13 protein-coding genes are annotated in these 12,230 nt (G+C 53.6%); 2 read left to right on the top strand and 11 right to left on the bottom strand.

Annotated elements, in window-relative coordinates; all coding sequences use genetic code 11:
- Positions 1 to 60: 60 nt before the first annotated feature.
- The 5 genes from H6507_11435 to H6507_11455 form a co-directional block, all read right to left on the bottom strand.
- Positions 61 to 2,451, bottom strand: a complete 2,391-nt coding sequence (locus tag H6507_11435) for an endonuclease MutS2 (protein MCB9369711.1) — start codon at positions 2,449 to 2,451, stop codon at positions 61 to 63.
- Positions 2,448 to 2,945 (bottom strand): CvpA family protein, encoded by a 498-nt coding sequence (locus H6507_11440; protein MCB9369712.1) that lies wholly within the window; start codon positions 2,943 to 2,945, stop codon positions 2,448 to 2,450. Before H6507_11440 ends, H6507_11435 begins: the two co-directional genes overlap by 4 nt.
- 10 nt (positions 2,946 to 2,955) lie before the next feature.
- Entirely contained in the window at positions 2,956 to 3,705 is a 750-nt protein-coding gene (locus H6507_11445; GenBank protein MCB9369713.1) for a CHAP domain-containing protein, read from the bottom strand.
- 132 nt (positions 3,706 to 3,837) lie between these two features.
- Positions 3,838 to 4,038, bottom strand: coding sequence for a 30S ribosomal protein S21 (locus tag H6507_11450; GenBank protein MCB9369714.1), 201 nt, complete (start codon positions 4,036 to 4,038; stop codon positions 3,838 to 3,840).
- Positions 4,039 to 4,154: 116 nt separating this feature from the next.
- Complete coding sequence (locus H6507_11455) at positions 4,155 to 5,027, bottom strand: hypothetical protein (GenBank protein MCB9369715.1); 873 nt, start codon at positions 5,025 to 5,027, stop codon at positions 4,155 to 4,157.
- 343 nt (positions 5,028 to 5,370) lie between these two features.
- Here H6507_11455 and H6507_11460 point away from each other — a divergent pair, with 343 nt between their 5' ends.
- Both H6507_11460 and H6507_11465 read left to right on the top strand, forming a co-directional pair.
- Positions 5,371 to 6,984 carry a hypothetical protein gene (locus H6507_11460; GenBank protein MCB9369716.1) on the top strand — a complete coding sequence of 538 codons (1,614 nt, stop codon included), beginning with the start codon at positions 5,371 to 5,373 and terminating at the stop codon, positions 6,982 to 6,984.
- Between the two features lie 9 nt (positions 6,985 to 6,993).
- Positions 6,994 to 7,428: a response regulator gene (locus H6507_11465; GenBank protein MCB9369717.1), complete on the top strand. Its 435-nt coding sequence runs from the start codon at positions 6,994 to 6,996 to the stop codon at positions 7,426 to 7,428.
- Positions 7,429 to 7,644: 216 nt separating this feature from the next.
- Here the strand turns inward: H6507_11465 and H6507_11470 are convergent, their stop codons facing one another.
- The 6 genes from H6507_11470 to rfbD form a co-directional block, all read right to left on the bottom strand.
- Entirely contained in the window at positions 7,645 to 8,220 is a 576-nt protein-coding gene (locus H6507_11470) for a hypothetical protein (protein MCB9369718.1), read from the bottom strand.
- A 2-nt stretch (positions 8,221 to 8,222) separates the two neighbouring features.
- Positions 8,223 to 8,957, bottom strand: coding sequence for an outer membrane beta-barrel protein (locus tag H6507_11475; protein MCB9369719.1), 735 nt, complete (start codon positions 8,955 to 8,957; stop codon positions 8,223 to 8,225).
- A 156-nt stretch (positions 8,958 to 9,113) separates the two neighbouring features.
- Entirely contained in the window at positions 9,114 to 10,130 is a 1,017-nt protein-coding gene (gene rfbB / locus H6507_11480; protein ID MCB9369720.1) for a dTDP-glucose 4,6-dehydratase, read from the bottom strand.
- Between the two features lie 12 nt (positions 10,131 to 10,142).
- Positions 10,143 to 10,802, bottom strand: coding sequence for an HNH endonuclease (locus H6507_11485; GenBank protein ID MCB9369721.1), 660 nt, complete (start codon positions 10,800 to 10,802; stop codon positions 10,143 to 10,145).
- A 79-nt stretch (positions 10,803 to 10,881) separates the two neighbouring features.
- Positions 10,882 to 11,337 (bottom strand): dTDP-4-dehydrorhamnose 3,5-epimerase family protein, encoded by a 456-nt coding sequence (locus H6507_11490; GenBank protein MCB9369722.1) that lies wholly within the window; start codon positions 11,335 to 11,337, stop codon positions 10,882 to 10,884.
- Positions 11,338 to 11,360: 23 nt separating this feature from the next.
- A complete protein-coding gene (gene rfbD / locus H6507_11495) occupies positions 11,361 to 12,200 on the bottom strand; it encodes a dTDP-4-dehydrorhamnose reductase (protein ID MCB9369723.1) in 840 nt (279 codons plus the stop codon).
- Positions 12,201 to 12,230: the final 30 nt, after the last annotated feature.

Genomic DNA, 12,230 nt, shown 5'->3' on the forward strand with positions numbered 1-12,230 from the left:
TCCGGTACAAAAAAGAGGCGAGCAAAGCTCGCCTCAAACGATTCAGACCCCACCTGTCTTCTAATGCAATTCCACTACCGTGCTGCCGAAATCATCGTGATTGGCACCGCCGTCATACATGCTTCTTACGAGGGGATGTGTCTCGAGGAATTCACGCACGTGGACACGCAACATGCCTGTGCCCTTGCCGTGAATGATCTTAACGGACGGGTAACGGTGTTCGGAAGCGACCGCGAGGTAGTGATCAATGATCGGAATCGCTTCTTCGCCAAGTTTGCCGCGCAGATCAAGTTCACCCGTGATGCGCTCGTCAGTCATCTTCACGTTTACTCGCACTTGGGGCGACTTTTTCTTTTGCGCCGGTGCGGGCTCATAAAGTTTCGTCGTGTCAAACCACAGCCGCATACCGTTCATCTCGACTTCGGCTTGCTTGCCGCTGCGTTTGACATTCGTGACGACACCTTCCCCCTCCACTCCCTCGACGGCCACGCGCACACCGGGTTCGATCTTGGTTAGTTTCTTTCGCTCAGGAACAGGCTCTTTGAGTTCCTTAGCCGTCTTCTTGACTTCGACGTCGACTTTGGAACGCAGTTCACGCAGCTTTTTGCGCGCGGAGGTGACGGCGGCTTTCTCCGCCTGTTTTTCTTTAATGTCGCGCACGAGGTTTTCGATTTCCTTGCGGGACTCTTCGACGAGCTTCTCGGCTTCGGCGAGCGCTTGTTTCTTCGCTTGAGCTTTGGTTTTCTTCAGCTCTTCGGTGCGATCCTGATAGAGTTTTGAGAGGGCTTCGTATTGAGTGAGCTTCAGGTCAGACTCGCGGCGCAATTTCTCGTAATCTTCGATTTTGCGCGAGAGTTCGCTGACGAGTTCTTCAAGCCCCAAGGCTCCTTGATCCAAAAATCCTCGTGCACGTTTCAGAACGCGATCCGGAAAACCAACTCGCTGAGCAATTTCCAGCGCATAGCTGGAACCGGGAAGTCCTTCTCTAAAATGATATGTGGGAACAAGGCTCTCTTCATCGAAAGCCATTGAACCGTTTTGAAGGCCATCGGTTTCATGCGCGAAGGCTTTCAGCGCACCGTGGTGAGTCGTGACTAAGCTCACGGCACCCTGCATGGTCCATTCAAGCAAGGTGGCCTGCGCGAGCGCCGCTCCGATCGCTGGATCCGTAGACGAACCGATTTCATCTACGAGCAGAAGTTTTGGTGACGCGTTTTCTTCGGTCATCTTGCGCAGCCGCGCGACGTGTCCGGTGAACGTCGAGAGGTCACCTTCCAAAGATTGCGCGTCGCCGATGTCCGCCCAGATACTTGCGAAATGCGGAAGCTGACTGCCGGAAGCCGCGGGAATGAAAAAACCTGCTCCCGCCATCAGGCTCAGCAGACCGACCGTCTTCAATGCAACCGTTTTTCCTCCGGCATTGGGACCGGAAATCACGACGCTGCGCACGGGCGGAACGATCTCAATCGTCAACGGCACCACGGTTTGAAGTTTCTTTTCGTGCACACGTTCGAGCAAGAGCGGATGCTTCGCACGCCATAGTCGAATGACGCCTGTGTCATTGAGTTCCGGCGCGATGCCTTCCCATCTTAGGGCGAGTTTGGCGCGGGCATAAAGCTCGTCGAACTCGGCCATGATTTCGAGTGACAGCACAATTTCTTCCAAACTCTCATGCACCAGCGCCGTGAGTTTCAGCAGGATTTTGTGAATCTCGCGCTTCTCTTCGAGTTCGATTTGCCGCAGCTTGTTGGAGATCGGCAAAGTTTCAACAGGTTCCAAAAACACCGTCGCGCCGGACGCGCTGGTGTCGACCATCACACCCTGCACTTTGTTTTTGGCGTCGTCACGCACGGGCAGGACCAGTTTGCCGTCGCGGTAATTCACCACGCTGTCCTGCAAGTAACCTTGCTCGGCCCACTTTTGCATGATGGAACCTAACCGGTCTTCGAGATGCTTGCTTTCCTTGCGGCGATCACCGCGCAGCCGTTTCAGCTCGGGCGACGCATCATCGAAGAGTTCTCCGTCCTGATCAATCGATGATTCGATTTTGCGCGCGATGCCGCCATGATCCCACAATCGATTGGCAAGGCCCGCAAGCTCGGGCAACGTTTCTCCGCGGGAATGGAGTTGGAGACGGACACGGTTGGTGCACGCCAAAGTCTCGGCGATTTTTCGCAAGTCGAGCGGGTCGAGACTTGCTCCTTCGACACCGGCGCTCTTCAGCGATTCGCGAATGTCCGACAGACCGTCTATGGGCAAACCGCCGTCGGTCTCGGTGAGCACACGCACCATTTCGTTGGTGCGCAGCAGTACGAGGTCCGCGCGGTTGCGCGACAACGGCACTTCGAGTGCTAAAAGCCGCTCCGCCCCCAAAGACGAAGCGGCCGAGTCCGCTGCAATATGAATCACGCGCTCCCATTCGAGCGCGAACAAAGTTTCGTCGCCGATCATACCCAATTGCGTTTTTCCCAGCTCTCCCAATGTGTCAAACTGTGCACGGCCTTTTTTCCGACGCGGATGAGTTTGGATTTATTCATGAAGGTTGTCATTTGTCCGCTCACGTCGGCCCACTGAATGACCATCACCAAGGCTGCGAGCAGGAAGATTCCTTTGGCAGTTCCTCCCGCCAATCCTAAGATGCGATCGGGCCATTTGAGTTTCGTCCCGTCGATCCACTGGTGGAGTTTGTTTCCCATGTAGGCGAACACGAGGTAGATAATCAAAAAGAACAACAGGAACATCAGTCCGGAAGCCCAGCGCAGTTCCCATCCCGGCTCGGCGAATTTTCCCGCGAGTGCCTGCAGTTCACCTCTGAAATAGAGCGTGAGAAAGAGGCTCACTGCGAGGCCGATGGTAATCATCAGCTCAAACAGGAATCCGCGCCGGATACCACCGACTCCGAAACCGACCAGCAAGAAGATAATGAGGACGTCGAGGATATGCATAACCTATGGTTTAACCGGGGACCTGTCCAAAGCCGAGCAGTTTTTCCATGCGGCTGAGAACGTACGAGAATCCCTGCACTTTTGGGCTCTTGTTTCCTTCAATGGTGTAGAGTATTCCATCTTTGAGCGAATGTACCAAACCAATATGGCCCTGCCATCCGCTCGCTTGCACGCGCCACCACACAACGATATCACCGGGTTCGGGAGAATATCCCGAATTCGGTTCGTGAGTCCAACCGTGGTCTTTGAATTGTTTCAGTATATCGCGGGCACCGACCGAATACGTAAACGGCATGCCCTGCGAATTGTGACTGTAGCACCAACTTGTGAAGGCGGCGCACCAACTTGAGCCTTCGGGAGCGAGTCCATTCAAATACTTTCGCACCCATTTGCCTTTGTTGTTGCCGCCTTCTTCGCCCGCGCCGAGATTCAGTTCATTGATTGCAGTCTTTAGGGCAGCTCTTCCGAATCTGCTTCCACCGGCGGACTGCGGCGGCATTCTGCCGTAATCGACGGCCGCGACGGTTTCGATCAGAGGTTTGCGATGAGTGAGGCTCCACCATGTCAACGGACCGACTTTTCCATCGACCACCAACGGTTGACCAAGTTGATCGAGATTTTGCGATTGAAAGGCCTTGACGGCATTTCTTGTTTTGCCGCCGAAATCACCGTCTACCGCAACAGCATAGCCGCGCTCGCAGAGCAACTCTTGCAGTTCACGAACATCAGGACCGTGTGATCCATAGGACAAATCCGGCATACGCTCCCCCCGAACGTTGGTGAAAGACTCTAAGTACAAAATACCCAAGCAGAGTCTGACGTGCAAGAGGGGTATCAAAGAAAATCGCCCGGACAGCGGACTGTGCGGGCGATTTCAGAATCATCAATTGCCTTAGCGATTACGCAGGATGCGATTGATCTTGCGAATTTTGCGTTCGGTTTGGCTGCGTTCACGCTTGGCCGTTTCACAGGGTTTTTCGTAGAATTGGCGGCGGCGGACTTCGGAAAGGATTCCGGACTTTTCACAGGCCTTCTGAAAGCGGCGCACGAGGCGCTCCATGGGTTCACCCTCACGGGCTTTGACAAATGGCATGGCTAAAAGTTCACCTCCTTCCGGGCAGCGGTTAGTTCGTGGTTTGCAACAGACTTAGAATATACGAAGAGTCTACCAGAAAGGCAAGAGACTCGAATTCTTGAAATTACAGAAACTTAGTAGTCATCATCTCCGCCGCTGTCATCGCCGCCGCCATAGCCGGAGTAGTCTTCGTCTTTCTTGCGTTGGGCGACTCGCTTTTTGAGGCAGTTAAAACAGACCCTCTCGATAGACAGCCAACCGTATTGTTGCCCGCAGTCGACACAAATAAGTTGACGGGGCGCGAGCCTTTTGGGACGCGGTGGTAACTGAGAAGCCCCGGCGGCAGGCGGACCGCCGAGCTCGGGATCGAGGATTAATGTGCTGGCGAAAGGATCGAGGTCATCGAGGATTTCACCGTCTTCAGTTTCCTCTTCTTCGGCCATGTCTTCTTCGAGAAATTCTTCCGTTGCGCTGCGCTTGCGGCCGCGAACTCCCTTTTTGGCGGCGTCTTTCCCCCGACCGCGGGCCGGACGATCATCGTCATCGTCGTCGAAATCTTCTTCTTCATCGCTTGGATCGTCATCTTCGAAGTCGTCATCACTGTCTTTGGCGGCTTTTTTGTTGCCGCGCTGTTTGGGCTCATCGTCTAAGACGTCCACGTCGTCGAGTTCATCGTCCGTCTGGCCCTTAGCTTTCTTCTTGGTTGCCTTGGGCTTTTCCGTTTTCTCGACAACGGGCTTCCGGCCCCGTTCCTTTTTGGGCGTGACAGCTTCCACTTCGATCGAAGCGTCAGCAGCCGAGCTTTCCGGCTCAACCACCTGCTCACTCTTGGTCTTCTTGGTCGTCTTCGGCACTTTTTCTGTAGTTTTTCTGGCTTTGGTCGGCTTCGTGTCGGACGGCGCAGACTTCTCCTTAGGCGCGGCAGTTGCAGCACGTTTGGGCTTCGGATCGGCAGTTTTCTTGCTTTTCTGAGTCTTCGAAGTGGGTGATTTGGCCCGCGGAGCCATAGGCGGATTTCCCGAATTATGACAATTTTGACGCGTCCGAACGGGTAGTTCGTTCCCAAAACCCGCCAGACCCGGCACAAGTTCCCAGCCCTTAGTGGCAAATATAGCACTGATGGCTGAAAGCGAACCAATATAGGCGACCATTCTCAGGCTGTCAAGCCGAAAGCAGCTTGAGTCGCTACTTTCGACAATATCTGCATAGTGTTTAAGTTTATGGTTTACATAGGTATACAATTAGACAGGCAGAGACTGCCTAATAATTGGGAGGCAATTTCGCGACATCGCCCTCTAATTTTAGTGGCACTCTCCTTGCAGAGTGTCTTCAGGTCAACAAGGAACGGAATTGGAAGAAACGCTCACATCAACAAATGTCAGCTTAGCAGCAGACTCGACTCACAATTCCAAAGGGCATTTGCTGTGGGTCGCATCCCAGTGGAAGGAACGCGATCCCATGTTGGACAAATTGGTCGAACTTGGGATAGAGGTGCGTGAAGTCCGAGGCACGGTAGTAGCGCTGGGTATGATCGCTGACAGTTCTGCAGACGTCCTCTGGCTGGATAGCCTGGATGGTGAATTGACGCTGGACGAGATTCTGGACGCGCTGCGAATTCCGCGGTTGATTCATCCATTGGCCGTAGTGCTGACACCGACACTTGCGGCGGAAAACCAATCGACAGAACTCGGGCCGTCCGACGAGATCATGGACAGCGAAGAGTGCAAGGTGAATCCCACTCCGCTGCTGCAGTTGATCAAAGTCGCTCGACTCGAACGCCAGATAATAGAGCGTGAGCATGAAATTCTGAATTCGCTTCCGCACGCTTTAGTGGTAGTGGACCGCTCGCTGACGCTTTGGAAAGTAAATAAGAAAGTCGAATCGCTGTTAGAAATCAGCGATCCGGACTATCGCAAGAAAGCACTGGGCCGTCACATCAGCGTGGGCCTCGCGTCCGCGGGCGGCGGCTTGTCAGACGAGCCTTATCCGCATTTGATTCACGAGCTCGAGAAGGCTCTGCGCAACGGACGCGGGAAATTCCGGGTAAAAGAAAAGATCGGCGGCAGCGAACGTCTGATAAGCGGGGAGATAACCCAGCTTGTGCACAGCACCGATCATTACTTGGTCGACTTGCGGGATATCACTGCAGATGAACAGGCTGTGTTGTTTGAAGCTCGCCGTGAACGCCTTGCCACAATCGGCAATTTGTCTGTTGGCGTGGCGCACGAAATTCAGAATCCGAATACGTTCAGTCGCGTGAATGCCGCGAACTTGAAAATGATGTTCGACGCGGTCAAGGCCGTGATGATACAAGCGGCAGCGGCGTCCGGCGGCATGATCGGAAAGATGCCGGCAGAGATGTTTATCAAAAAAGCCGGCGAAGCGATCAACGGCGTGGACATGGCCAGCCGTCGCATCGAAGCGGTGTTGACGACACTGAAGTCGTTTGGCAGAACGGACGACGGAGAGCTGCAATCCGTCGCCATCAAACCCGTGGTCGACGAAGCAGTGATGCTCGTGCGGCACGAAGCCCGCGGCAAGTGCGAGATCATCTCGGAAGTGGCGGACGACGTTCCGCTTATTACGGCGTCGGCGACCGGACTGAGTCAAGTTCTTGTGAACTTGCTTCAGAACGCGATTCAAGCATTCGGTGAAGACAGACCGCAGAAGCGCGGAACGAATCCGGCGAAGATCACGATTAAGGTTGAAAACGTCAACGAAGACGAAGTGATTTTGTCGTGTTCGGATAACGGTCCGGGAGTTCCGGAGACTCTTCAAGAAAAAGTATTTCGCCCCTATTACACGACGAAGCCGCAGGGCCAAGGGACGGGCCTCGGGCTTTCGATATCGACCGACATGATTCACAGGTTCGGCGGGGATTTGACGCTGCGCAGTAAAGCGGGCGAAGGGGCAACATTTTATATCAAGCTGCGGCGGCACGAAGAGCCGTCCGACCATTCATAAGGAGCAGGTATGGCATACAAGGTGATGATCGTTGACGATGAAGATTTGATTCTTTCATCGCTCGAGACATTTTTGACGCTGCGCGGTTACGAAGTACAAACGTCCAACAATCCGGTGGAAGCACTGGAGCGTATCGAGTTCGACAAGTTTCACGTCGTGCTCATGGACATCAACATGCCGCAGATGACGGGGCTCGAACTCTTGAAGCGCGTGAAAGCGGCGCGTCCGACGGTGCAAGTGATCATGATGACGGCCTATACCACGATCCAGAAGTGTATCGAGTGTGTCGAGCGCGGCGCCAGCGACTATTTGCTCAAACCGTTTGAAGACATGGAGCAGCTTGCGGACCTTATCGATGAAACCTGCCGCCGCGTGGCACGCTGGGAAGTGATTGCCAAGGAAAGCCTGCGCAATCCTCGCGACGTGACGGCGCATCAATTGTAAGATATCCGCGGCGGCACCCGCTGCGGGTGACCCGCATTCGCCGAGCAGGGATTAAGCGAGTCAGCGCGGTTCCCTGCCGGAATCAGGGCGTCCTCGCGGTAATGAAGTACCGCGACTAAAAAGAGACCGCAAACACGGGGATGTGTTTGCGGTTTTTTGCGCCCTTGATAAGGGCGGAACGTTGTGCTGGCGCGGGGCCTTGCGAATAGCGGGGGCTTAGAATGTGTAGCTTGCGCCGACTAAGAGAAGATGGGCCAGCGAACTTGAGAACTCGCTCGTGCTGAAATCGCCGTCCCGAGTTTCGTAGTGCGTGTTCGTCGCGTTGATATGAAATCCCGTCGACAGAGTGACTTTCGTCGGTTTGATACGGAACTTCAGTTCGGCATCGAGAAAGAAACCGTAGGCAATGGAGCGATCAATTTCTCCGCGATGATATCCATCCTGATTTCGAATCCAAAACGTGTTCTTGACGTTTCCCAAGCTCAAGCCGCCGCCGAACGACGGCACGACGACAACCAACGGATTTCCCGTCGTGAACCAGTGCCCGCCGATCAGAAATTGTTCGGTTCCCTCCCAATACACAGCGGAGTGATTCACGTCGGGATCGGCCGAGACATGAAGATAGCCCGCGAACAACTGACGTTTCGCCGTCATGGCACCGGCGCGAAGCACAAACGCGTTGGCAGGATCGAACGGAAAAGCATTTGCTTCCACAAAAAAACGCGGCACAGCCTGCGCGGAGACTGTGCCGAGAAGAAACATCATCAGAATTGATGTTTTGAATTTACGCACGACTATTCCTCAGTGTCAAACGTCTTGAAATGGTAAACCAATCCGAGTTTGAAACCGTTCTCCCGGATTTCGTATTGATCCGCGGTCGGCGAATAAGTGAAATTTTCTACTTCATATTGGCCCGAAAAGCGGGCTTCGTACGCGTGGATTTCATACGCAAGGAATGCTTGCAGAGGAAGATTGGACGGGCGGAAGGCAAACCCGAATTCGAGAATACCGCCGTACGCATCTTCCGACTCAAGTTCTTCTTCATGTGAAAAACTCGCGTTTGTGAAATTGGAAGAGAGCGTCCAATCCGATTTTATTGTGGCATGTCCCCACGTCAGTCCGACGCCAACCATCGGCCGCAGCCAAACGGGAAGCGCGGAAATCGTCGGCTGCACACGTCCGCCCAGCGCAAAATGCTGACTGGTGATTTCACTCGAATTATATTTCATGGACGAAAAACCTTTAAAAACATTGAAGGTATCGTCGCCGGTCAAACTCGAACTTCCGCTGCGATAGCCGACATATGCCGAGTACGTGCTGTTCGTGACGCCGCCTTCGACTTGCAGCGCGAGACCGGAATGATCAGGAAGATTGCGGCAAGCGCTCTCTAAACGCGGACCTTTGCACCGTGTAAAGTGATCGTTTGTCGTGTTGATATTCGCGCCAACGCCGACAAAGGGACGCAGGTGCTCGGCAAAAACCGGAGCGGTTAGCAGAATAGACAGAAGAACCGCGAAAAGTGCGCGCATTAGTTTGACCTCCGGGACAAATGACATTTAAATGACACCGTGACCGGCACAAACGCACTCTTCAGCGGTTCGTCGGGATTGTCGTATCGGCAATCTGGCGAAAGGCATTCGAAATCTGCGTTCGTGCCTTTGCTCGAACGATATTTTCAGAGAGTCTTAGGACTTCTCTAAGGGTTTATAGTGTTTTTCCATCCAGGCTTTGTAGTCGGCCTGTTTGAGTTTGATGTCGCGCCACCACGCTTCGTTCTCCACGTACCACTTGACGGTTTTTTCGAGACCTTGCATGAAGTTGTGATTCTTCTTCCAACCGAGCTTCTGGATTTTGTCGGTATCGACGGCGTAACGTCGGTCGTGGCCGGGACGATCCTGCACGTAAGTGATCAAGTCGTCGCCCTTGCCCAGAAGTTTCAGAATTGCGTGCGTGACGTCGATGTTGTACTCTTCGTTGTGCGAACCGCAGTTGTAGATTTCGCCGACTTCGCCTTTGTGCAGAACGAGATCGAGTCCGTCGCACTGATCTTCGACGAACAGCCAATCGCGCACCTGCTTGCCGTCGCCGTAAACGGGAACGGGTTTGTTCTCGATCAAGTTCGTCGTGAACAGCGGGACGAGTTTCTCGGGATATTGATAGGGGCCGAAGTTATTCGACGAGCGCGTAATCAGCACGGGCAGGCCGTAGGTGACGAAATACGAACGCGCGAGCAATTCACCGCCGGCTTTGGCCGATGAATAGGGCGATGACGGAGAGAGATTGTCGGTTTCTTTGAAGTAGCCTTCGAGACGCGAGCCGTAAACTTCGTCGGTGGAGATGTGGAGGAAGCGCTCGACTTTGCGGCGGCGCGCTTCTTCGCACAACACGTACACGCCTTTGACGTTCGTCATCACGAACAGATCGCCCGCGTGAATCGAACGGTCGACGTGCGTCTCGGCGGCGAAGTTGACGACGGCGTCGCAGCCGTCCATCGCTTCGGCAACTTTTTTCTCGTCGCAGATATCGCCCTGCACGAAACGGTAGCGCGGATCGCTTGCGACATCCTTGAGGTTGTCCAGGTTGCCCGCGTAGGTCAGCGCGTCGAGGTTTGTGATTTTCAAGTGCGGATATTTTTTCATCATATGCCGCACGAAGTTGGAGCCGATAAACCCGGCCCCTCCGGTTACAAGGAGGTGGTTCATGAAATGTCTATGTTATTCTATCTTATCGCTCTTTTGAAGATTGTGCTTAGCACACAACAATCTAACATTTTCGGCAATTAAAGAAGTTCCGCCTTTGGAATATGGAAAGTCATGGTCAAAATGTAAGTTCTCAGTGCTTTCGCAAATGACGCATCTACCTTTATCTCGTTTGTAGACTTCAAGCTTTACAGCAGACGGGATAACCCGCGAATGTGTCAACTCAGTAACGCTAAGAGAATGTTGGTCAACCTCGTCTACAAGTTCTAATCTAAACTTGTAGACTTTTCGTGTCCCATCGCTTTCTTGCCAGGAGTCAACTAACTTGAAGCTCCCATTGAAGACCCAAACTCCATCCATGACTTTTTGGTACACGCGAACAACTTCAGCGTTTTCTTCCCCCGACTTGAATGCATGAGCCGCTCGATAGAAGAGACCATTCTGAGTTGGCTTACCGCTTGGCAAGGCAAGGGGCTGATCAACAGACTTTGGGTCACCCTCTACTCGATTTCTCGCAGCATCATGGCCTTCATAGATCAGGACACGCCCACCTTCTTCTATACGGTCGCTGTACGGAGCGTTCTTACGAACACTCATCAAGAATATGCTTGTACTTCCATTCGGTCGGAAGTGCATACCTGCCTGAAGCATCCTTCCATATTCGTTCTCACACATTTCGTGGTGAGAGAGAATGGTATTTCTTGCAATCATGTACCTGCCGCAGCAGCGTCTCGTTGCCTACTTTCCAAGTAGGTTACTTATACACAATATCCCAATTATACGGGATATTCGGGTCGTCGTATTCTGCGCGTTCTTCGTCGGGGTTTTTGTAGTCGTAGAGTTTGGTGGGGCAGTTGACGACGACGCTTTCGTGCTCGCTGATGCACTTCCAACCGTGGTAAACGCCTGCGGGAATCACGATCAGCATCGGGTTGTATTCGCCGACGAAAAATTCGTTGACTTCACCCTTGGTGGGCGAATCCGCGCGCGCGTCGTAGAGCGCGACCTTGACCATCCCCTTGACGCAGGTCATTTGGTCAGTCTGATGTTTGTGAAAGTGCCACGCCTTAACGACGCCGGGATAGTTGGTCGTCATGTAAATTTGTGCGACGGGCAAATAGTCGGGATCATCCGTGCGCAAAATTTCCATCAGCCGACCCCGCTCATCGGGCATCAGCCGCAATTTCTTAGTGATAACGTCCTTGATCATTTCAGTCGGAATCTTTCTATGGTTTAGCGTTTCAAATAGTCTTTCAAACCCTTTTCCCACGTCGGCATGTCATTGCCGATCGCTTGCGCGTAGAGCATGGGCGACAGGCGCGAGTTGCGCGGACGCGGAGCGGGGCGCGGAAATTCTTCGGTCGAGCACGGCAGCACGTTGGTGACGATACCCGCAAGCTCAATGGCTTTCTTGGCGAATTCGTACCACGTCGTGTAACCCTGATTGGTGATGTGATAGGTGCCGAACGCGCCGCTCTCGGACAGGCGAATCAACTCGGGCACGAGATCGGAGACGAACGTCGGCGAACCGTGCTGGTCGCTGACAATTTTCAGTTCATCGCGTTCACGCGCGAGTTTCAAAATCGTTTCGATGAAATTCGGGCCGTTCTTGCCGATCAGCCACGATACGCGCACGATGTAGTGCCACTGGCAAAGCTGGCGCACGAAACACTCGCCCGCATATTTTGATTTGCCGTAAATACTCTGCGGGTTGGCGGCATCCCACTCGTCATAGGGACCGTTTTTCGTGCCGTCAAAAATGTAGTCTGTCGAAATATAGAGCAGCGGCACGCCGAGCGATTCGGCAGCCAACGCGACATTTTGCGTGCCGATGGCGTTGACGCGCATCGCGGTGTCAATTTCAGTTTCGCACTGGTCGACTTTGGTGAAGGCCGCACAGTGGAAGATGAACTCTGGATCCGCTTCGCCGATTGCGTGCAGCACGCGCTCGCGGTTGGTGATGTCCATGTCCGGCAAATCAAAACCGACGACCTCGTCGCCTTGGTCTTCGCAGGCGAGCGAAAGTTCGCTGCCCAACATGCCGAGATAACCTGTGATGAGAACTTTGCGCATTTTAGTTCCGGCCGGGTTGCGCTATGCTTA

The sequence above is a fragment of the Calditrichota bacterium genome, from assembly GCA_020637445.1.
Taxonomy (GTDB): Bacteria; Electryoneota; RPQS01; order RPQS01; family RPQS01; genus JABWCQ01.

Coding starts and splice junctions, on each gene's coding strand:
- H6507_11435 (MCB9369711.1), bottom strand. CDS start 2,451: ATGATCGGCGACGAAACTTTGTTCGCGCTCGAATGGGAGCGCGTGATT.
- H6507_11440 (MCB9369712.1), bottom strand. CDS start 2,945: ATGCATATCCTCGACGTCCTCATTATCTTCTTGCTGGTCGGTTTCGGA.
- H6507_11445 (MCB9369713.1), bottom strand. CDS start 3,705: ATGCCGGATTTGTCCTATGGATCACACGGTCCTGATGTTCGTGAACTG.
- H6507_11450 (MCB9369714.1), bottom strand. CDS start 4,038: ATGCCATTTGTCAAAGCCCGTGAGGGTGAACCCATGGAGCGCCTCGTG.
- H6507_11455 (MCB9369715.1), bottom strand. CDS start 5,027: ATGGCTCCGCGGGCCAAATCACCCACTTCGAAGACTCAGAAAAGCAAG.
- H6507_11465 (MCB9369717.1), top strand. CDS start 6,994: ATGGCATACAAGGTGATGATCGTTGACGATGAAGATTTGATTCTTTCA.
- H6507_11475 (MCB9369719.1), bottom strand. CDS start 8,957: ATGCGCGCACTTTTCGCGGTTCTTCTGTCTATTCTGCTAACCGCTCCG.
- rfbB (MCB9369720.1), bottom strand. CDS start 10,130: ATGAACCACCTCCTTGTAACCGGAGGGGCCGGGTTTATCGGCTCCAAC.
- H6507_11485 (MCB9369721.1), bottom strand. CDS start 10,802: ATGTGTGAGAACGAATATGGAAGGATGCTTCAGGCAGGTATGCACTTC.
- H6507_11490 (MCB9369722.1), bottom strand. CDS start 11,337: ATGATCAAGGACGTTATCACTAAGAAATTGCGGCTGATGCCCGATGAG.
- rfbD (MCB9369723.1), bottom strand. CDS start 12,200: ATGCGCAAAGTTCTCATCACAGGTTATCTCGGCATGTTGGGCAGCGAA.